This window comes from Mesorhizobium sp. M7A.F.Ca.US.005.03.1.1 (assembly GCF_003997975.1).
Classification (GTDB): domain Bacteria; phylum Pseudomonadota; class Alphaproteobacteria; order Rhizobiales; family Rhizobiaceae; genus Mesorhizobium; species Mesorhizobium ciceri.
The window spans coordinates 75614-95277 of record NZ_RZRO01000008.1 but is presented as its reverse complement, the minus strand read 5'-3'; the positions used below and the strand labels follow the sequence as shown (position 1 = coordinate 95277).

Below are 19664 nucleotides of genomic sequence, written 5' to 3'. Positions count from 1 at the left end.
GGGATCTTCGACATGCGCATTCTGATCACTGGCGCCGCGGGTATGGTCGGCCGCAAGCTCATCGCCCGGCTGGCCAAGGACGGGACGCTGCGCGGGGGCAAGATCACCGCGCTCGATCTCCACGATATCGTGCCGCCACAGGCGCCGAGCCTGGATGGCGTCAGCGTCACGCTGCACACCGGCGATCTCGCCGAAGCGGGTGCCACCGAGCGCCTGGTCGCATCGCGCCCCGACGTCGTGTTCCACCTTGCCGGCATCGTGTCGGGCGAGGCGGAAGCGAATTTCGATCTCGGCTACCACGTCAATCTCGATGGCACGCGCGCCCTGTTCGATGCCATCCGGGTGGCGGGCTTTGCGCCGCGCGTCGTCTTCACCTCGTCGATCGCGGTGTTCGGCGCGCCGTTCCCGGACGTCATTCCCGATGACTTCCATCCGACGCCGCTGACCTCTTATGGTACCCAGAAGCAGATGAGCGAAGCGCTGCTGGCCGACTATTCCAGGCGCGGGTTCTTCGACGGTATCGGCATCCGGCTGCCGACAATCTGCGTGCGGCCGGGCAAGCCGAACAAGGCGGCGTCCGGCTTCTTCTCGGGCATCATCCGCGAGCCGTTGAGCGGCCATGAGGCGATCCTGCCGGTGCCGCGCTCGGTCGTGCACACGCATGCCAGCCCGCGCTCGGCGGTCAACTTCCTGATCCATGCGGCGGGGATCGACGGCAGCGCTGTCGGGCCACGCCGCAATCTGACCATGCCCGGCGTCGCCGTCACCGTCGGCGAGCAGATCGAGGCGCTGGAACGCATCGCCGGGCCGAAGGCGGCAGGCCTGATCCGCGAGGTTCCGGATGACACGATCTGGGCGATCGTCAAGGGCTGGCCGACGCGCTTCGAGGCAAAGCGGTCGCGGGAGCTTGGCTTCAGCGCCGAAAAGAGTTTTGACGAGATCATCCGCGCTCACATCGAGGATGAGCTCGGCGGCAAGATCGCGGGTTAAACTCCGACCCTCGTGGCGCCGGGCATCATCCGCCGCTCGCCAGGCTTGCCGACAGCAGCAGCAGTCCGAACAGGAACACGAAGGCGGCGCCGCCGATCTCGACGATCGAGTGGATGCGGTTGCCCATGCGGCCGTCGCCGGCGAAATAGACCGCCCAGTTCTTGGCGGTCACCGCCAGCGTCGCCAGTGCCGAAACGGTGATGGCGGTGCCCAGCGACATTGCCAGCACCGACAGCAGGCCGCCGAGCCAGAGGCCGTTGAGCAGGGCGAAGCTGAGCACGATCAGCGCGCCGGAGCAGGGGCGGATGCCGACCGCCGCCACCGCTGTCCAGGCCGTGCGCCAGTCGAAGCGGTCGCCCGACAGCAGCGCCGGATCGGGTGCGTGCGAATGGCCGCAGGTGTCGCAGACTTCGCCGGCCGCGTGATCGTGATGAGCATGATCGTGTTCGGCATGATCGTGATGATCGTGCGAAGGGCCGTGCACATGGTCATGCGCGTGCAGCGCGTGCGAATGGGCATGCGCCGAATGGCTGTGAGCTGCATGGGAATGGCCGGCATGCGAATGCGCGCCGTGCGAATGACCCCCGTGAGAATGACCGGCGTGAGAATGGCCGGCATGAGCCGCCGACAGGCTGTAGGCCGGGCCCTTGCCGAACAGACGCAGGACGGAAGGACCGAGTTTGCGCCACAGCAGCCAGGCGCCGAACAGGGTGACGAAGACAAAGCTCATGATCTCCATGAACCAGGCTGCGTCCGTCATCGAGACGGAGGTGCCGCGCAGGACGAAATAGGCGACCCCCATCACCGCGACCGCGGTCAGGCCCTGCAGCAGCGCCGAGACGAAGGACAAGAGGATGCCGCGCCGCAACGCCACTTCATTGGCCACCATGTAGGACGAGATCACCGCCTTGCCGTGACCGGGGCCGGCGGCATGGAAAATACCGTAGGCGAAGGACAGGCCGACGAGTATCCAGATCTTGCTGCCGTCCTGGCGCATCGCCTTCATCGCCGTTGCCAGCGCGCGGTAGAATTCCTGCTGCCTGAGATTGATCCACATCAGAATATGGGCGAACGGGCCGGTGGTGGGCGCCATGCCGTCATTGACGCCGATGCCGAGCGAACTCTGGGCATGAGCGGCGTCGGCGAAATGCATCATGGCGACTGTGAGGGCCAACAGGCCGAATGCCAAACGCAGGGACGGTTTCGTCACCGGCTTCATCCTTCTGGCTGACAGGTCAGTTCGAGCTTGGTGGCGAAGATCTTGCTCATATCGGTGCCGGTCGGATCGTTGAAAAAGGCATCGGTGAGGGTCTTCTGGTTTTCCTTGATGGCCTCGTCGGGGTCGGGACGGACCACCTTGCTGGTGCAGTTCGAGGGCAGGCCTTCGACCGTGATGTTGGAGTCCTCGGTGAAGTCGATCGCCGTGTAGAATGTCGGATCGTAGACGCCGATATCGATCTTGCCGTTGAGCTTGATCGGCACCTTCGGTTCGGACTCGAACAGGATGATCAGCTGGTCGTTGTCGAAATTGGCCATCAGATGCGGCGGCGGCGTCATCGCCACGTCCTTGCCGTCGACGGTGACGAGCTGGAAGTAATTGAACTCCGCCAGCGAGGCATGAACGGTGTCGGCGACTTCCTTCAGCTCCTTGTCGTCGAGCTTCAGGTCGGAGTTCTTGTCGAACTCCATCATCACCGTCGAGGAAAACAGGTCGTCGAAGCGCCAGAGATGACGCAGAGCCTTCACGCTTTGGTGATCCGGGGAGAGGATCACATCGAGGCGAGCCTCGGCGAAGACGTGTGGATGCACGTAAGCGGGTCCAGTGGCGGCAAAGCTAGCCGCCAAGGCCGAAGCCAGCATGATTGCGTGCCGTTTCAGGTGCATTCTCGGTCGCGATTCCCTAGGCTTCGGAAGAGTTGCCGAGAGTTACCAGAAAGGGGGCGAAATTGGGACCGCTGCTCGGCTGAAGTGGGTCAGGCAACTTCACGCGTCCTGAACCACTGCACCAGGAAGTCGACGAAAACGCGGACCTTGGCCGGCAGATAGCGGCGGTGCGGGTAGACGGCGAAGATGCCGCCGCCCGACAGGATACGGTCATCTATCACCGACACCAGCCGGCCGCTCGCGAGGTCGGGCGCGGCAATGAAATCCGGCAGGACGGTGAATCCCAGCCCGGACACGGCCGCGGCTCTCGCCGTCATCGGGCTGTTGACCTCGATCGGACCCGACACCGAAACGCTGACCGGATCGCCATTGTCGCCCTTGAACGGCCAGTTGTTCAGTCCGCGGCCATTGGTGTCGACGATGCAAGGCATGCGGCTGAGATCCTGCGGCCGTGTCGGCGTGCCATGCTTGGCGATCAGTTCGGGGGAGGCGCAGAGCTTTATCGAAAACGGCGCCAGACGCCTGGCGATCAGCGACGAGTTCTCCAGCCGCGAGATGCGCACCGCAAGGTCGAAGCCTTCCTCGACCAGATCGACGAAGCGGTCGTCGAGCTGGATGTCGAGCACGATGTCTGGATGCTGCTTGGCGAAGTCGATCAGCGACTGGCCGATCGGCGCGTCGGCGAAGGTGCGCGGCGCCGACAGCTTGATCCGGCCGCGCACGTCGCCGGAGGATTCGCGCACCGCGTCGGCCAGGCTGTCGACCTCGCGCACGATCTCCGAGGCGCGCCGGTAATAGGTGTGGCCGGCCTCGGTCATCGAGAACTGGCGCGTGGTGCGGTTGAGCAGCAAAGCGCCGAGTTCGTCCTCCAGCTCGCGCACATATTTCGACAGCAAGGCCTTGGAGCGGCCGATCTTGCGCGCCGCCGCGGAAAAGCCCTCGGCCTCGACCACGTCGATGAAGGCACGCATGCGCGTCAGTGTGTCCATGGTCAGGCCTTTCGTGCCGCGTCGAGAAGTTTCCGGCCGAGCCGTATCAGGGCAATGTCGCTGCCGGAAGGGCCAAGCAGCGACAGGCCGAACGGGGCGCCGGCGACCGAGCCGACGGGCAGTGTGATCTGTGGAAAACCGGACAGGCCGGCCAGGCACAGAAGCTGGAGCGCCCGTTCGCGATAGGCCTGGAACTGCTCCGGCGTGCTGTCCACGTAAGGCGCCGGACCAGGCACCGTCGGCAGGACAAGGAAGCCGTCCTTGCCGAGCAGGGCGCTCAGTTCGCCGCGAAAGGTCAGACGCCGCACCTTCTCGGCCTGGGCTGTCTTGTCGTCGACGGCGCGGCCGAAGCCGAATCGCTCCTCGACGCCGGGGCCGAGGTCGCGCTCGCCGCTGGTGATCCATTCGCCATGCACCGCCCAGGCCTCCCTGGCCTGCAGCCGGCGAAAGCACCAGTAAAGTTCATCGGGAGATGAGGAGAAGCGGATTGCCGGCGTCGCCGGCGCGCCGAAAACCGCGCCCGCCAGCCCCTTCATTCCGGCATATTCGGCCAGCGCCGGGCGGGCGACCAATCCGTCCAGCCAATCCAGCGCCAGCGGCCGGTCCAACACGTGCTGGTGCGGATCGCGGCCGAGCAGCAGCTTGCCGACGGTCTCGTAGGTCTCGATGTCGTCGGCGAACCAGCCGAACGTGTCGAGGCTCGGCGCCAGCTTCATCGTGCCGTCGAGCGAAATGCGGCCATGCGTGGTGCGCAGCCCGATCAGTCCGCAAAAGCTCGCCGGTGCTCGGATCGAGCCGCCGGTGTCGGAACCAGTGGCGATATCGGCCAGCCTGCCCGCCACCGCCGCCGCCGACCCCGATGAGGAGCCGCCGGTGACGCGGTCGGGTGCCGCCGGGTTCACCGGAAACGAGAAATGCGCATTCTGACCGAACAGCGCGAAGGCGAGCTCGTCGGTCTGCGTCTTGCCGACGAAGCGTGCGCCGGCATCGAGGATCATCTGCACGGCGGGTGCGGTGCGCGAGGCTGCGTGGCTTTCGGCGAATTTTTGCAAATTGCCGCAACCGGTGCGGTAGCCGGCGACGTCGTATATGTCCTTGACGGCCAGCCGCAGGCCGGCCAGCGGGCCAAGCTGGGCATGTGCCACGGGCATCTGGCGAAGATCGAGAAAGGCGTTGAGAGGGCCGTGCGTGCCTGTCATCGTTCGATATCCGGATACGGTTGCCGCAACATTGTTCGACGCCAGAAATTTTACAACCTGCGATACGATTTTTATTGATTGTGAAAGTCTTCGCCCTTATATCGCGCTTGCCCAAAGTCGCACGTGCCTGTGGGTGTCCGCCGATCCTCGAATGGTGAGGGAAATCGGTAAGGTAACTGGAGCCAACCCCTCCAGTCGGTCTAGCGGCCAACCGCCAGCCCGAGGACACCTTGAAGCAACGACGGTGCGGGCCTTTCTGGTGTTCTGCCGGTTGTCCAAAAACCGGGGTTACTGAAGAGGCACACCTTCATTGCCGGCAGTGCGGACGGGTCTCCCATCCAAGCCAAGGCAGACAAAGCGAACCGAGGCCGGGCAAGGCCAAGGTTCACCGCCGCGAGACGGCGCTTCATGGTTCCGGGGTCTCCACCGGCTGGTTCCATGGATTTCCGTCCCGCCTTTGTCCACCGCGAGTTCGCGAGGCCGACAGCCCGCGTCCCGCAGCCTTATTGCGCGCCGAAAGGCGCTGATGGAGAGACCCCGATGGCCACCCAGCGCATCCTTGACTTCCTCGCCACCCGACGTCCGACCGGCCCCTGCCTCGTCGTCGACCTCGATGTCGTGCGCGACAATTTCCGCGCCTTCGAGAAGGCGCTGCCCGATTCCAGGATCTACTATGCGGTGAAAGCAAACCCGGCGCCGGAAATCCTGCGCCTGCTTGCTGCGATGGGCTCGTCCTTCGACACCGCTTCCGTTGCCGAAGTCGAGATGGCGATGGACGCTGGTGCGCCGGCGGACCGCATCTCCTTCGGCAACACCATCAAGAAGGAGCGTGACATCGCACGCGCCTACCAGCTCGGCATCCGCCTGTTCGCCGTCGATTGCGTCGAAGAGGTCGAGAAGATCGCCCGCGTCGCGCCCGGTGCGCGCGTGTTCTGCCGCGTGCTGACCGATGGCGAGGGCGCCGAGTGGCCGCTGTCGCGCAAGTTCGGCTGCGTGCCGGCGATGGCCGTCGACGTGCTGCGCCATGCCAAGGGGCTCGGCCTCGACGCCTATGGCGTGTCGTTCCATGTCGGCTCGCAGCAGACCGACCTGACCGCCTGGGACCGTGCGTTGGCCGACGCCAAGGTGGTGTTCGCGACGCTCGCCGAGGAAGGCATCGTCTTGAAGATGGTCAATATGGGCGGTGGTTTCCCGACGCGCTATCTGCGTGACGTGCCGGCCGCCCAGGCCTATGGCCAGGCGATCTTCTCGGCGCTGCGCAAGCATTTCGGCAATGCCATTCCGGAGACCATCATCGAGCCGGGCCGTGGCATGGTCGGCAATGCCGGCGTCATCAAGTCGGAAGTCGTGCTGATCTCGAAGAAGGCCGCCAACGACAATGTGCGCTGGGTGTTCCTCGACATCGGCAAGTTCGGCGGCCTGGCCGAGACGATGGACGAGGCGATCCGCTACCCGATCGTCACCGCGCATGACGGCACGGAGACCGCACCTTGCGTGCTCGCCGGCCCGACCTGCGATTCGGCCGACGTGATGTACGAGAAGACGCCCTATCCGCTGCCTTTGTCGCTGACCATCGGCGACGAGGTGCTGATCGAAGGCACCGGCGCCTACACGACCACCTACTCGGCGGTCGCCTTCAACGGCTTCGAGCCTCTCCGATCCTACGTGATCTGACGGCGCTTGCTCAGCGCATTTTCGAACGGCGAACCGGACACAACTTCGCCTGAAAATGCGCTGAGAGAGCCGATCAGATCATCCCAGGTGGGCGACTTTCGTCCACCCGGGCTCGCCTGTGGAACAGATCTCCGCTCGCCAGGGATTACGGAAATGGAAATGCCAGTTGAAATTGGGGGCCACGCACCGGCCTTTGTGATGGTTGCCGAAACCGCCGCCGATGTTGCGGCGCGCGAGGCGTTGCTCGATCGGGCCATGGGGCCGAAGCGCAGGAAAAAGTCGTCGGAGAAGCTGCGGCGTGGCCGGCGGCCCTCGGAAGGCCTGGCCTTCGTCGCCCGCGATGCTTCGGGCGGCGTCGCCGGCACCGTGCGGCTGTGGGACGTCAGGCTGGGCGAGGGCGGTGCGGCCGCGCTGCTGCTTGGCCCGCTTGCCGTCGATCCGTCGCTCAAGAACGCCGGCATCGGCTCGGCCCTGATGCGCCATGCCATCGCCGAGGCGGCACGTCTTGGCCATGCCGCGATCCTTCTGGTCGGCGATGCGCCCTATTACGCGCGCTTCGGCTTCTCGGCCGAGAAGACCGGTTCGCTTGCCATGCCGGGACCCTATGAGCGGCACCGCCTGCTGGCGCTGGAACTGGTGGAAGGCGCGCTTGACGGCGTGCACGGCACGCTGAGGGCGGCCGGCCGCAAGCTGAAGGCGCAGGAATTGATATCGGCGGCCTGAGATACGAAGCCGCCAGCATTTCACGCAAAAACGCCGCCCGAAAAGGCGGCGTTTTTTCGCGATTGGTGGGCGCCACCTTGGGCGCCTGCATGCCTTCAGCCGATCAGCTGGCTGAGCGCCATGGCAACGGTCATGTCGCCTTCGACCTTTATCTTGCCGGTCATGAACGCCATTGTCGGGTTCAGGTCGCCAGCGATCAGCGAATCGAGATCGTCGAGCGAGAGCTTGATGGTGCAGTCGGTGGGTGCATCGGTGTTCGAGACGGTTGCGCCGTCGATGACGATGACGCCGTCGCTGCCGGTGTCGAATTTCACGGAACGATCGAACCCGCTGCTGGCCACGCGCGACTTGATCTTCTCGGCAATCTCCTGAACGCTCACGCTGTTCTCCTTGTCTGGTTGCATCTGTCTCGCAACGGCGCTTCGATCCAGCCGAAGCCCGTGCCGCGGTTTCGCGATCACGGTCGCTGCCGCATATAGCTTTGGGTTGACGTTTACGTCAACGCGAATTCAGGCGGTTGGTTCCTGCCGTTGCGGCAGGCGAGCCTGGAGGAGGCCGGGAATGCGAGCCCGGCAACTCAGTGTTCCTTGAACGCCTTGGTCATTTCGCTCGCCGTCTCGCTTTTCTTGCGGCGCAGCCAGTTGTCGCGGATTTCGTCCTTCGACAGGAAATTGACCTGGTCGATCAGAACCTCATGCACCAAAGGCGCCCCGACACGCGTGTTGACGGTATCGCGGATCGCGGCGCGGAAGGCATCGAGATCGATCGTCGCCTTGTTGGTGAAGTCGATCTGCGGATTGGAATAGAGGTAGGAATAAACCTGGTCGGTGATCAGCGCTTCGGCGGGAATGGACAGTTTCTTGATCTGCTCGGGTTCGACCGTGTAGACAAGCTTGGTCAGGAAATAGCCGCCGATCTCGGAATCGCGGATCAGCGGCACCGAAATGATGTCGGTCTTGACGTAGTCGAGGCCGCCCAGCATCGGCTTCGGCGTTTCGCCGACACCGCGCTCGCCGGCCGCCTGGAAAGAATAGAATACGGCGCCCAGCGTTGCGGCGCAGATCCAGACGGCGATGGCGATGACCTTGATCATCGGGCCTTGTCAGTCCCTTGGTCAGTCCCTTGCAATGGCAACGCGGCACGGCGCCGTTGCCGAGGCAGGATCTCCGATGTGTCGCCTGTGTTCGCCATCACGCCTTTATCCAGCCGAACTCGCCGGCGGAATAGGTGCCGTCGGTCTCGGCGCGCTGGATGGCGTGCCGCAGCAGGCTGGCGACTTCGTTGACCGCGCTGAGATGCGCCAGGATCGCCGCTTCGTTCTTCGCCAGCTTCTGGCGCAGCCGGGTCAGGCCCTCGCGGTGCTGCTCGAGGAATTCGGCTTCGCTGCCGCCCTTCATGGCGCGGGTCAACTCGTAGAGGTAGCGGCTCTTGCGGGCGTTCGATGCCTTGAGATCATAGTTGGTGGCGTTGCGGATGCCTGCCGTCTCTTCCTCGACCACTTCCTCGATGCGGCCGATGATGGCGGCGAGATTGCCGGGCCGCGCGAACGGGATCGGCGCTTCCGATGTGGTCGTGCGTGCTGGCAGGTTGGGGGTGGATTCCGAAAAGTCGGCCATGGCGTTTCCCAGTTTAGATCTTGATATTTGTTTTTATGGTCGTCTCGTCACCGGTCATCGATCCCGCAGCCTTGCGCTGCAATTGATGGACCAGCGAGGTCGACAGGCTGTTTTGCTGGTCGACCTCGGTCTTTTCCGGCCCGCCCGAAACCGGACCGACGGGCACGACGCGCTTGCCTTCGAGATAGTGGTCGGCGAGCATCGATTTGGCGATGCCGATGCCGCCGCGTTCGGCCATTACGTCGGCCACCCGCTCTGCAAGCTGCGATTTCCACATGTCGCCGGCCAGGCCCTTGCCGTAGACGCCCTCGGTGTCCTTGGGCAGCATGTTCTGGATGAAGGTCTGCAGCACCATCGCCTCGAACTTCTTGAATTTCTTGGCCGGGTCGGTTGCGGCGGCGGCCTTGTCGGCTGTGGCGCGCGACAGGATCGCGCCGGCATCGACGGAAGCGGCTGTGTCGAGTGAAAATGTGCCCGTAGCGCCGCCGGCCCGCTTTGCCAGCGCGGCGCGGGCGGTCTCGATATCCGCCGGGTCGACGGCTCGGGCCACATCCATAACGATGTCGCTGGGTGGAGAAATCGCCAAGAAAGTCCGCCTTTTACCGGTTTTCCCTGACCAGACCATGCCTCAACAAGCTTGTGGCAGGCTTGCGGGAAGGAGAGGGAGCGGAGTGCGGGGGATCGGATCGAAGCTGCCGGCCGAGGGGCGGATTTCCGCCTCAGCCTCACTCCTTGACCGCCCCCGTCATCGAGGAGACGTAGTGCTCGACAAAGAATGAATAGAGCACCACCACCGGCAGGGAGCCGATCAGCGCGCCTGCCATCAGGGCTCCCCATTCATAGACGTCCGAACGTACCAGCTCGGTAAGCACGCCGACCGGCACGGTTTTGTTTTCGGACGACTGGATAAAGGTCAAGGCGTAGATGAATTCGTTCCATGACAGGGTGAAGGCGAAGATGCCGGCGGAGATCAGGCCGGGCACCGACAGCGGCAGAACTATCTTGGTCAGGATTTGCCAGCGGCTCGCTCCGTCGATCAGCGCGCATTCTTCCAGTTCGAAGGGTATCGAGCGGAAGTAGCCCATCAAGAGCCACGTGCAGAATGGAATGAGGAACGTCGGATAGGTGAGGATCAGTGCGAACGGCGTATCGTAAAGGCCGAGGTTGAACACCATTACCGACAGTGGAATGAACAGAATCGAGGGCGGCACGAGATAGGCCAGGAAGATCGCCAAGCCGACCTGCCGCGCCCCGGAAAACCGCAAGCGCTCGATCGCATAGGCAGCGAACACCGCCGCCAGCAGCGACAGGAAAGTTGAGGCGGTCGAGATGATGATCGTGTTGAGGAGCCAACCCGGATAGGACGTCTCGAAGAGCAGATACCGAATATGCTCGAGCGTCGGATGGACGACCCAGAACGGGTTGAAATTGGCATAATCCGTCATCTCGAGATTGGGTTTCACCGCCGTGATCGTCATCCAGTAGAACGGGAACAGCAGCACGATGACGAAGATCAGGAGCGGCAGATAAACGGTCACCACGCGCCGGGGCAGGCTCTGAAGATAGCCCATGCCGCCTTCATCCGTGTTCGGACGGTTGCTCGTTTCGATCGCGGCCATGTCAGTCTCCACCGCCCTGCTGCCATTTACGACGTTGCAAGCCGAAATAGCTGAAAAGGATCGCCGCAAGCAGGAACGGGATCATCGCCACCGCGATCGCGGCTCCCTCGCCAAGCTGGCCGCCGGAAATGCCGCGCTGGAACGAGAGCGTCGCCATCAGATGGGTGGCATTCACCGGCCCGCCGCGAGTCAGCACATAGATCAGCTGGAAATCGGTGAAGGTGAACAGGACCGAAAAGGTCATGGTGATGGCGATGATCGGCGTCAGCAACGGCAGCGTCACATAGCGGAACAACTGCCAACGGCTGGCGCCGTCGAGCGTCGCGGCCTCGTAAAGCGATTGGGGAATCGTCTGCAGGCCGGCCAGCAGCGTGATGGCCACGAAAGGAATGCCGCGCCAGACATTGGCGGCGATCACCGAGGCGCGTGCGTTCTCCGGATCGCCAAGGAAATTGATGCGGTGGTCGATCAGTCCCATCTGCTGCAGCGCCCAGGAGAGGATGGAGAACTGCGAATCGTAGATCCACCAGAAGGCGATGGCCGAGAGCACCGTCGGCACCACCCACGGCAGCAGGACAATCGCGCGGAAGAACGATTTGAAGGGAAGGTTCTGGTTGAGGAGGAGCGCCAGCCAGAGGCCGAGCGCGAATTTCAGGATCGAAGCGCTGATCGTGTAGAGCAAGGTGTTGAAGACGGAGAGCCAGAAGACGGCGTCGCTCCACAGATATTCATAGTTTTCGATGCCGATGAAGATGCCGGGGCGGCCGATGCGGGCGTCGGTGAAGCCGAGCCAGACGCCGAGCCCCAGCGGATAGGTCAGGAAGACAAGCAGCAGTGCAGCCGCCGGAAGCATGAAGCCGAAGCCAAGTGCGTTCCGGCTTTCGCTCCAGCGCGATAGAATCCGTGAGAAGATCGAAGATCGCGGCTGGATAGCAGCTGACGGCACGGCCATGGGTCGGCTCCTGCTGAGGTCTCATTGATCGGCCGGATCGGCCACGATGCAATCCGAAGCCAGCCGGGCAGCCGCGCTGCCCGGCTGAACCGGCTCAAACGCGATAATAGCGATTTGCCCGCTTCTCGGCCTCTTCCATTGCCTCTTGTGGCGTCGCCTGGCCGGTCACCGCTTTGGCGAACATATCGACCAGCACGTAGTCGGCCATGGTTGCCGCCGAAGCATAGCCGAGCGGCCCGGCATAGCCGTTAGGCCGCAGAGTAGCCGAAGCCTTGGCGTAAGCGGCGTTGTTGGGATCGGCAGTCCATACCGGGTTGTTGTCGAATGCCTTCAGGGTCTGGCAGCAATATCCGGCCGAGGAGGTGATCCAGTCCTTCATTTGCGGTTCCTCGAACATGAACTGCAAATACGCCTTGGCCGCGTTGGGGTAGGGCGTGTAATTGAAGATGACAGCCGTGGTCACCTGGAACAATTCGACGGATTTGCCGACAGGGCCGATGGGCAGGTTGGTGGTGCGTATGTCCTTGGCGATTTCAGCCAGCTTCGGATCATTGTCCTTATTGATTTTGGCGGTGTTGTAGGCCGAGATGCCGTTGGCGATGACAGCCAGTTCGCCGGCCAGGAAGGCGCGGTTGTTGTTGACGTCGAGCCAGCTTTCCGTGCCTGGAATGAAGGTCTTGTAGAGTTCCTGCGCGTATTCGATGGCCTTGAGGGTCTCGGGGCTGTTGATCGTTACCTTGCCGCTCTCGTCGACCATCTGGCCGCCATGGCTCCACAGCAGCCAATGAGCATAGTTGTTGCCGTCGCCGACGCCATGGCCATGCGTGAAGCCGGCCGGATGTCCCTTCGCCTGCAAGGCCTTGCAAAGTTCCAGGAAGCCTTTCGTGTCCTTGGGAAACTCCGAAAAGCCGGCCTCTTTCACCCAGCTTTCCCGATAGACGATGGCGTTTCCGATCGTGGCCAGTGGCAGGCCGATGAATTTGCCTTCCCGGGTCGCATATTGCTTTGGTCCATCATGCCAGCCGCCGTATTTCGAGCCGAGATACTCGCCCAGTTCGCTCACGTCGTGCAGCTTGTCGGGATATTGGTGCGGGTCATCGAACCAGACGAACATCAGGTCGGGGCCGGAGCCGACATTTGCCGCGACTGCCGCCTTGGGGCGAATGTCCTCCCAACTTTCCTTGTCGACGCGGACCGCGACACCTGTCGCTTCGGTGAAGCGCTTGGTGTTGGCCAGCCATTGGTCCTCGTCGCCCTGGACGAAGGGCGACCAGCGCAGCAGCCTAAGCTTGGCGCCATCCTCGGGTTTGTATTTCGGTCCGTCCTGGGCAAGGGCCGGAGAGCTGATGAACCGACTTCCCAAGGCACCTGCCGCCGCGCCGGCGGTGGTGCGGATCACGTCACGTCTGGTGAACTTCATGCTCGTTTCCTCCTGCTTGTTGTCCTTGCCTGTGGTCCTACTGATCGGTACGTGTTTGGAACCTCTGTCCGGTTTCTCCGTGAAAGAGATGGATGAGGCCGGGCTCGGCCGTAAGCCGGATGGTTTCGCCCGGCGTGAAGGAATGTCGTTCCCGGAAATTCGCGACGATCTCTTCGCCGCCGGCTGTCCGGCCGATGAGCTGCACTTCGGACCCGGTTGGTTCAACCACCGCGACGGTGACCGGAATGCCCTGGTCGTCGGACAGCCGCAAATGCTCGGGCCTTATTCCCAGCACCACAGGCTCGCCATTGGGGATGGAAAGTGCCGAGGCCAACGGGACTGAAATCCCCCCGGCGCCGCGGAACGAGGGTGAGCCGTCAATAGCGATCTCGCCCCTCAGCAAATTCATGGCCGGCGAGCCGATGAAGCTGGCGACAAAAAGATTGTTCGGCCGGTCATAGAGTTCCAGCGGCGGCCCTATCTGCTCGACGATGCCGTCATGCATGACCACGATCTTGTCAGCCATGGTCATGGCCTCGATCTGGTCGTGCGTGACGTAGACTGTCGTGGTCTTGAGGCGCTGGTGCAGTTCCTTGATCTCGGCGCGCATCTGCACCCTGAGTTTGGCGTCGAGATTGGACAGCGGTTCGTCGAAGAGAAAGACCGCCGGATCACGCACGATCGCGCGGCCCATTGCGACGCGCTGGCGCTGGCCGCCGGAAAGCTGCCGAGGATAGCGCGCCAGCAACGGCACCAGCCCAAGGATTTCGGCCGCGCGGCGCACGCCTGCATCGCTCTCCGGCTTGGAAACTCCTTTGAGCATCAGCGAGAACGCCATGTTCTCGGCAACGGTCATGTGTGGGTAGAGCGCATAGTTCTGGAAGACCATGGCGACGTCGCGCTCCTTGGGCGCAACGTTGTTGACGACCCGTTCGCCAATCGCGATCTGGCCGCGTGAAATCTTTTCCAGGCCGGCGATCATTCTGAGAAGGGTTGATTTTCCGCAGCCCGATGGTCCGACCAGAGTGACGAACTCGCCGTCCTCGATGTTCACGCTGACCCCGTGCAGGATCTCGACAGCGCCGAATGATTTGTAGACTTCGCCAATTGCGACAGACGCCATCGATCCTCCCAACAAATTCCCGCGACGTCGTCGAAGGAACAACGCTTCCGCCAGCTACAGCCCTGGCTCCTCCCAGGCTCACGCTAGGCCGAAACGGTAGCGCTACCAAACCGGGCTGTAAAGCGTTTAGGGGAAAGCCGAACCTTGGGAGGGTCCGCTTCGCGCCACACAATCCTCCCAGCTGCTCCTGCGTCCGCTTCTGCGCGATCAAGTCCGGCACCTGCGGTCGCAGCGTTCGCGTTCATCACAGTTGCGCACGTCCTTGTAGGCTCGCTCAACCGGCGGCGATAAGGCTGGCTTCCTGCCAGGCGCTCGCGAGGTTCGCTTCCTGGCGTACGACCGCCTGGGCGATGCGATAAGCGGATTGAATGGCCCCTTTTCCGTCAGGGGCAGTCATTCCGGAACGATCCTTCCCGCTTGATTAGAATTCCACGTTGAGTTTTGCATTGAAGCCGTTCTGCTGGACGCCGGAGCCGAACTGACCCTGGTAGGCGACGCTGAGGGTTGCGGCATCGGTCAGGTTGAGATCGAACCCCGCTTCGATGGCGGCACTGTCCTTGGCGATCGGCACGCCAGCGATCGTGAAGGCATCACCGGCAGAGAAGGCATGTGTGCTGGTCGGTATGACGTCGCCATAGGCATGGCGCCAGCCCAGCATGCCGCGCGCCGTGGCATTGATGGCGCCGAGCGTGAAGCCGGCGGAGGCTCTGAGACCAAGCGTGGTGAAGGTGGCGTCGGTGGTCTGGCTTGCACTGGTCAATGCCGCCGCACCGCCCTTTTCCGTGAAGCCGTCCGTATGCAGGTTGACATAAGCGAGGTTGGCAAAAGGCTCGAAGGCCGCGACTGGCGTATCGATGCGATAGCCGAGTTCCCCGAACGCCTGGAAGGTGCCAGCGTTGTAGTCGCCGCTCAGGCTGTCGGCAAAGCCGGGCATGGCCACCGAGCGCGATGTCTTCATGTCATGCCACGTATAGGCAAGCCCGGAGCGGAAGGCGAGAGCGCCCCGCTGCGTGTCACCATAAAGGCCGAGATGATAATTGTCGCTCGAGCCTGACGAGGATCGGCCGTCGGCATCGAAGCTCGTGTGGCTGTAGCCAGTCATGATGCCAAGCCGCACATCCTCCGCGACAAGGCCGTCGACGCCGGTAAGAAAGCCGCCGGTGGAGGTATCGAGGCCTGCGGCATTGCCGTCGCCGTCGAAGGTGCCCCATGACCCGAAAGCCGTGCCCCAGGCGGCAAAGCGATCGGTGGTGGCAGGCGCCAGCATCGGACCGCCTTCGCCATAGGCCAGCACCGGCGTTGCCGGGATCCCTACCCCCTCGAAGGCCGCACGCAGGCGGTCATTGATGGCATCGCGGACAAAATGGCTGTCCTCGATCAGCGCCGATTTGGCGGACGCATGGATCTCGCCAGATAACGCATCGAAGGCTTCGCGTGCGGTTTCATCGTCCGGAAGGCCGGCGATTGCATCGTAGATCGGGTTGCCCGGCCCGGCGCTTTCGGCGCCATTGGCGGTGGCACACTGGTTGCGGGTGCCGGCCACGTCGCAGAACGACACGTCATTGCGGGCAACGTCGAGATAGATATTACTGGCGTCATAGGCGAGTGCCAGGTCGACAAACGGGGCGTTCTGGTCGAACGCATCATAGGTGCCGGTCACGCCTTGATCCGCGCTCAGGATCGTGTAGCGGGTTCCGGCACTGTAGCCGCCCGGCGCCTTGAGCGCGAAGACGGTGCCACCCTGGATGGTGGCTTTGCCCGTCACGTCGATCAGGTCGGAATTGCCGGCCGGATTGATCTCGACTTCGTAGGTCGAGCCTATCTCCTGCGTGTAATCGCCTGACACATTCAGCGTGCCGATCGAATTGCCCGGCGTAATCGTGCCGCCAGAAGCGATCGTGGTCGTACCCACCGTTCCCAAACCGCCGAGCGTGCCGCCGGCTGCAACCGCAATGGCGCCAGCAATGCTTGCCCCGGAATGGCTGCCGTCGCCGACAACGAGCTTGCCGCCGCCGATGGTGGTCAGACCGGTATAGGTGCTGACGCCGTTCAGCGTCAGCGTGCCGGCGCCGGTCTTGACGAGGCTCCCTCCGATGCCAGTGCTGCCATCCTGGATGACGCCGCCGATGGTGTCGTTCTTATCCAATCCGCCAAGCGTCAGCGACTTCGAGCCGAGAAAGACGAGACCATCGCCCGAAAGCGAGCCAATCGCGATACCGTCCGACGTCATTTCGGAGATGTCGACCTTTCCCCCCGTATCGTTTATGATCGCGGCCCCATCCGCCGTGTTAGCGCCATGGAAGCCAACGAAGCCGCCCTTGTTGGTGATGGCGGCGCTGCCGGCAGACGCGGTGTCGTAGAAGTCGAGCGTTCCTTGGATTGTAACGCCAATCGTGGCATTGGCGGCGCTCGAATTGCCGTTGAAGGACGTCCTGCTACCATTGCCGGTGATCGAAGCCGCACCGGCCGATGTTTCGTCGTTGAAGTTGATGCGGCTTTGGGTAGTGACGATCGTCGCCGTTCCCGCCGACGCACTGCCATCGAAGCGCATCGTTGCGTTTGTTTCCATGACGATGTCGAGGCTCTCGGCGCTTGCATCATTGATGAAGCGGAGGTCACCGGCCTTGACATTCACCGGTCCGCTGCCCAGCGCGCCTGTCGTCGCCGCGGTGATGAATCCTGCCGAAACCGTCGTCCCACCGGCGTAGCTGTTGGCGCTCGAAAGCACCAGCCCGCCGGCCCCGGTCTTGGTGAGCGCGCCGGTCCCGGAGATGACGCCGTTCGCCGTCAGGTCGGCATCGGTCTGGAACGTCCCACCGCCGGCATCCAGGGTGACGTTGCGCGCCGTCGCGAACGCCGCCGTGTTCCGCAGCGTGCCGCCATTGAATGTCAGGGCACCGCTTGCGGCGCCGAGATTGGCATCGGACGAAACGGAAATAGTCCCGCCCAGAAGCCGCGTGCCGCCCTGATAGCTGTTGCTGCCTTCCAGGACGAGCGTGCCGCCTTGCGTCTTGCTGACCCCGCCCGCGCCGGTAATCGTCGTCGCGATGGTGGCTGCCGTGCCGGCCAGCACGCGGATCTCGGCATTGCCATCGGCGCTGTCGGAACCATCTATCGCGAGCGTGCCGGAACCTTCCAGGCGGTAGCCGCTGTCGACGAATTGCAGCCCCTTGAAGCTTTGCGCTCCTTCGACGGCGATCGTGCCGCCGTCGAAGCCGCCCGGTTCGTTCTTGAACACCGCATGGTTTCCTGCCCAGGAGACGAGAGTATCGCCGCCCTGGTTCAGCCATTTTTCGTTCGTGGTGTTCCAGGTCCCGTCGCCGCCTTGCCAGTGCTGCAGCGTGTCGTCGCCGGCCGCTCCGATGAAGAGGTCGACATTGCCGCCGCCCGCCTGGATCTCATAGGCGGCCGGATCGGAAAGCGGCGGCTTCGTGCCGATCTCCAGGCCGTTGTCGGTGAGGCTGCCGCCATAGGTCATCAGCCGGTAATAGCCGAGGCCCGCCGTGCCATCGGCCACGTCGCCGCTCTGCGCAAGATTGAGCGTACCGTCGAGCGTCAGATTGCCACTCACCCCGATGCGGTCGCTTATCCCCGGAGAGCCGGTTGAACCGCCTGGATTGCCGAATTCGTAATCGAGAACCGACCCTGAAGAGAGGCCCAGATTTCCGGCAACCGTCAGCGTACCAACCGAATTGCCTGGCGCGATATGCCCGCCATCGGCAACCGTCGTCGTGCCCACCGTGCCCGAGCCACCGAGCGTGGCGCCGTCCTCGACATTGATCGTGCCACCGAGGAAGCCGGCACTGGCATGGTTCCCGACAAGAAGCGTGCCGCCTGCAACAGTGGTGGCACCGGTGAAGCTGGAACTGTCCGCGGCCAAAACGGTCGTGCCGCTTTCATGGAGGATGGTCCCCAAGCCGGTCAGGGAAGGGCTGAAAATCAGATCGGACCCATCGGGATTTCCCAGATGATTGAACACAACCGTGCCTGTGCCAGCGCCAAAAGCTATCGATGCCGCATCAACCGTGCCGGCGGCCTTCGCCACTTCCCCACTTGCCGCACCGATGTTGAGCGTTCCGAATGATCCTGGCTGGGCCGCCAACCCAACGATAGCAGGACCCCCGGCAAGCGAAACCTGCCCGCCCTCCGACAGAGTCAGCGTGCCCTTGCCCAAGACGCCAACGGCAATGATGGAGTCGCCTGTCCAAACCGACCCGGGGCCCGTAATATTCACAATTCCGGTGGCTTGAGCATCCCAACCAACAATGGCGTTGTTGCCGCTGGAAACCTGTCCGCCATTTTCAATGCTGAGCGATCCATTGCCAAAGAGACCAACTGCGATGGCATCAACGAGCGTCCAACCCGAATCATTTCCGGAAATCACCGCGGAGCCAGTGCTGCCCGCGCCATACGCCACAACTCCCGAATCGTTGAAAACCTGACCGCCATTCTCGACGATCAAGCTCCCTTTCCCTTTGGAATCCCCATTGGAATCCCCGACCCTAAGGACGTCGGCAGTCCAGGTGGCCGACCCTGAAACTCTTGCGGTTGCCCACTCGTCCGGATCAGTTCCGTCAGTAGCAATGATCCCGGTAAAAGAGGTGAGCTGTGTGTCGATGTCGAGCGTGCCCCCCATGACGCCCAGGTTGCCCGCGAGGTCGGAAGCGTCGCCTGACAGCGTCAGCGTACCGGCGCCGGCCTTGCCGAAATGGCCGGGGCCGGTAATGGTCCCGGCATAGGTACCGTCGCTCGCCTGGTCGAAGACGACGGCGCCGGTGTTCACGCCTGAGAAGGTGAGATTGCCGCCGAAGCTGTTGGTGTCGCCGACCAAGGTGCCTTGATCGATGGTCCAGTCCTGCGCACCCGTGCCGGTCAGGGTAACGGTATTCGTCCCGGCCTTGTTAAAGCTCGTGAAGCCGACGAACTCGTCACTCGCGCCTACCGTGGCCGTATTCACGAGCTTCGAGACATTGAAGGCCGGTGTGGAAGGCAGCGTGTCATAGTCCCCGAGCATCAATGAGCCGGTCGCGCCACTCTCCACCACGACATTGCCGGTGATAATCGAGCCGTTTCGCAGGGAAAGCGTGTTGACGCCGCCGGTGAAGGTGATGGCGTTAGCCCGGCCAAAGAAAGAATCTCCCCCAGTAATCTCCCCAACGTTAAGCACCGCCAAATTGGCCCCAACGATGCCGGTACCACCGTTTCCATTGCTGGGCGTCAGGGGAATATAGCCGGGGGCGCCGCCACTGCCGGTTCCGCCAGCAGGGCCGTTAGAGCCGCCGGCATGGCCACCGTTGCCCTCGCCGCCAATGATCACTCCGCTGTTAAAAACCGTCCCACCATTTCTGAGGTCGATCGCTGCACCGGCGGATGCAGAAACCCCGGCGCGGCCACCGGTAATGCGACCGTCGTTGACGATGCTGCCAGAATCTCCCATCACAATGGCTGTTCCGCCGGTGGCTAAAGCCCCGCCCG

The 19664-nt window shown here is 63.1% G+C and carries 17 protein-coding genes; 3 read left to right on the top strand and 14 right to left on the bottom strand.

The window, feature by feature from the left end:
- Window positions 1-12 precede the first annotated feature (12 nt).
- On the top strand, window positions 13-990 hold the full coding sequence (denD, locus tag EN990_RS06210; RefSeq protein WP_127385243.1) for a D-erythronate dehydrogenase: 978 nt from the start codon (window positions 13-15) through the stop codon (window positions 988-990).
- A gap of 25 nt (window positions 991-1015) precedes the next feature.
- On the opposite strand, the gene EN990_RS06205 is transcribed toward denD, so the two are convergent.
- The 4 genes from EN990_RS06205 to EN990_RS06190 form a co-directional block, all read right to left on the bottom strand.
- Complete coding sequence (locus EN990_RS06205) at window positions 1016-2209, bottom strand: nickel/cobalt transporter (RefSeq protein ID WP_063173033.1); 1194 nt, start codon at window positions 2207-2209, stop codon at window positions 1016-1018.
- Window positions 2206-2874: a DUF1007 family protein gene (locus EN990_RS06200; RefSeq protein ID WP_027161413.1), complete on the bottom strand. Its 669-nt coding sequence runs from the start codon at window positions 2872-2874 to the stop codon at window positions 2206-2208. The genes EN990_RS06205 and EN990_RS06200 overlap by 4 nt, the downstream gene beginning before the upstream one ends.
- 89 nt (window positions 2875-2963) lie before the next feature.
- Entirely contained in the window at window positions 2964-3863 is a 900-nt protein-coding gene (locus EN990_RS06195) for a LysR family transcriptional regulator (RefSeq protein WP_024502714.1), read from the bottom strand.
- A gap of 2 nt (window positions 3864-3865) precedes the next feature.
- Window positions 3866-5062 (bottom strand): amidase, encoded by a 1197-nt coding sequence (locus EN990_RS06190; RefSeq protein WP_127385244.1) that lies wholly within the window; start codon window positions 5060-5062, stop codon window positions 3866-3868.
- 540 nt (window positions 5063-5602) lie between these two features.
- Between EN990_RS06190 and odc2 the strand changes: the two genes are divergently transcribed.
- Window positions 5603-6736, top strand: a complete 1134-nt coding sequence (gene odc2, locus EN990_RS06185; RefSeq protein ID WP_013529754.1) for an ornithine/lysine decarboxylase — start codon at window positions 5603-5605, stop codon at window positions 6734-6736.
- A gap of 153 nt (window positions 6737-6889) precedes the next feature.
- On the top strand, window positions 6890-7459 hold the full coding sequence (locus tag EN990_RS06180) for an N-acetyltransferase (protein ID WP_127369146.1): 570 nt from the start codon (window positions 6890-6892) through the stop codon (window positions 7457-7459).
- 95 nt (window positions 7460-7554) lie between these two features.
- Here EN990_RS06180 and EN990_RS06175 read toward each other — a convergent pair whose 3' ends face one another.
- From EN990_RS06175 to EN990_RS06135, 10 genes are all read right to left on the bottom strand, one after another.
- Entirely contained in the window at window positions 7555-7839 is a 285-nt protein-coding gene (locus tag EN990_RS06175; RefSeq protein ID WP_013529756.1) for an SCP2 sterol-binding domain-containing protein, read from the bottom strand.
- 197 nt (window positions 7840-8036) lie between these two features.
- Window positions 8037-8552, bottom strand: a complete 516-nt coding sequence (locus EN990_RS06170) for a hypothetical protein (protein WP_013529757.1) — start codon at window positions 8550-8552, stop codon at window positions 8037-8039.
- A gap of 97 nt (window positions 8553-8649) precedes the next feature.
- A complete protein-coding gene (locus EN990_RS06165; protein WP_013529758.1) occupies window positions 8650-9075 on the bottom strand; it encodes a hypothetical protein in 426 nt (141 codons plus the stop codon).
- Window positions 9076-9088: 13 nt separating this feature from the next.
- Window positions 9089-9700, bottom strand: coding sequence for a rod-binding protein (locus EN990_RS06160; RefSeq protein WP_164753790.1), 612 nt, complete (start codon window positions 9698-9700; stop codon window positions 9089-9091).
- 100 nt (window positions 9701-9800) lie between these two features.
- The gene (locus tag EN990_RS06155) at window positions 9801-10694 is read right to left on the bottom strand and encodes a carbohydrate ABC transporter permease (protein WP_024502709.1); all 894 of its coding nucleotides are present in this window, start codon (window positions 10692-10694) and stop codon (window positions 9801-9803) included.
- Window position 10695: 1 nt separating this feature from the next.
- Entirely contained in the window at window positions 10696-11646 is a 951-nt protein-coding gene (locus tag EN990_RS06150) for a sugar ABC transporter permease (protein ID WP_013529761.1), read from the bottom strand.
- A 94-nt stretch (window positions 11647-11740) separates the two neighbouring features.
- Window positions 11741-13066, bottom strand: coding sequence for an ABC transporter substrate-binding protein (locus EN990_RS06145; RefSeq protein ID WP_013529762.1), 1326 nt, complete (start codon window positions 13064-13066; stop codon window positions 11741-11743).
- A gap of 37 nt (window positions 13067-13103) precedes the next feature.
- On the bottom strand, window positions 13104-14189 hold the full coding sequence (ugpC, locus tag EN990_RS06140; protein WP_127369293.1) for a sn-glycerol-3-phosphate ABC transporter ATP-binding protein UgpC: 1086 nt from the start codon (window positions 14187-14189) through the stop codon (window positions 13104-13106).
- A gap of 274 nt (window positions 14190-14463) precedes the next feature.
- Entirely contained in the window at window positions 14464-14586 is a 123-nt protein-coding gene (locus EN990_RS36605) for a hypothetical protein (RefSeq protein ID WP_281040652.1), read from the bottom strand.
- A 24-nt stretch (window positions 14587-14610) separates the two neighbouring features.
- Window positions 14611-19626, bottom strand: coding sequence for an autotransporter domain-containing protein (locus EN990_RS06135; protein WP_164890629.1), 5016 nt, complete (start codon window positions 19624-19626; stop codon window positions 14611-14613).
- Window positions 19627-19664 lie beyond the last annotated feature (38 nt).

Coding starts and splice junctions, on each gene's coding strand:
- EN990_RS36605 (WP_281040652.1), bottom strand. CDS start 14,586: ATGACTGCCCCTGACGGAAAAGGGGCCATTCAATCCGCTTATCGCATC.
- EN990_RS06170 (WP_013529757.1), bottom strand. CDS start 8,552: ATGATCAAGGTCATCGCCATCGCCGTCTGGATCTGCGCCGCAACGCTG.
- EN990_RS06165 (WP_013529758.1), bottom strand. CDS start 9,075: ATGGCCGACTTTTCGGAATCCACCCCCAACCTGCCAGCACGCACGACC.
- EN990_RS06150 (WP_013529761.1), bottom strand. CDS start 11,646: ATGGCCGTGCCGTCAGCTGCTATCCAGCCGCGATCTTCGATCTTCTCA.
- odc2 (WP_013529754.1), top strand. CDS start 5,603: ATGGCCACCCAGCGCATCCTTGACTTCCTCGCCACCCGACGTCCGACC.
- EN990_RS06205 (WP_063173033.1), bottom strand. CDS start 2,209: ATGAAGCCGGTGACGAAACCGTCCCTGCGTTTGGCATTCGGCCTGTTG.
- EN990_RS06160 (WP_164753790.1), bottom strand. CDS start 9,700: ATGGTCTGGTCAGGGAAAACCGGTAAAAGGCGGACTTTCTTGGCGATT.
- denD (WP_127385243.1), top strand. CDS start 13: ATGCGCATTCTGATCACTGGCGCCGCGGGTATGGTCGGCCGCAAGCTC.
- EN990_RS06135 (WP_164890629.1), bottom strand. CDS start 19,626: ATGGGAGATTCTGGCAGCATCGTCAACGACGGTCGCATTACCGGTGGC.
- EN990_RS06190 (WP_127385244.1), bottom strand. CDS start 5,062: ATGACAGGCACGCACGGCCCTCTCAACGCCTTTCTCGATCTTCGCCAG.
- EN990_RS06200 (WP_027161413.1), bottom strand. CDS start 2,874: ATGCACCTGAAACGGCACGCAATCATGCTGGCTTCGGCCTTGGCGGCT.
- EN990_RS06155 (WP_024502709.1), bottom strand. CDS start 10,694: ATGGCCGCGATCGAAACGAGCAACCGTCCGAACACGGATGAAGGCGGC.
- EN990_RS06145 (WP_013529762.1), bottom strand. CDS start 13,066: ATGAAGTTCACCAGACGTGACGTGATCCGCACCACCGCCGGCGCGGCG.
- EN990_RS06180 (WP_127369146.1), top strand. CDS start 6,890: ATGGAAATGCCAGTTGAAATTGGGGGCCACGCACCGGCCTTTGTGATG.
- EN990_RS06195 (WP_024502714.1), bottom strand. CDS start 3,863: ATGGACACACTGACGCGCATGCGTGCCTTCATCGACGTGGTCGAGGCC.
- ugpC (WP_127369293.1), bottom strand. CDS start 14,189: ATGGCGTCTGTCGCAATTGGCGAAGTCTACAAATCATTCGGCGCTGTC.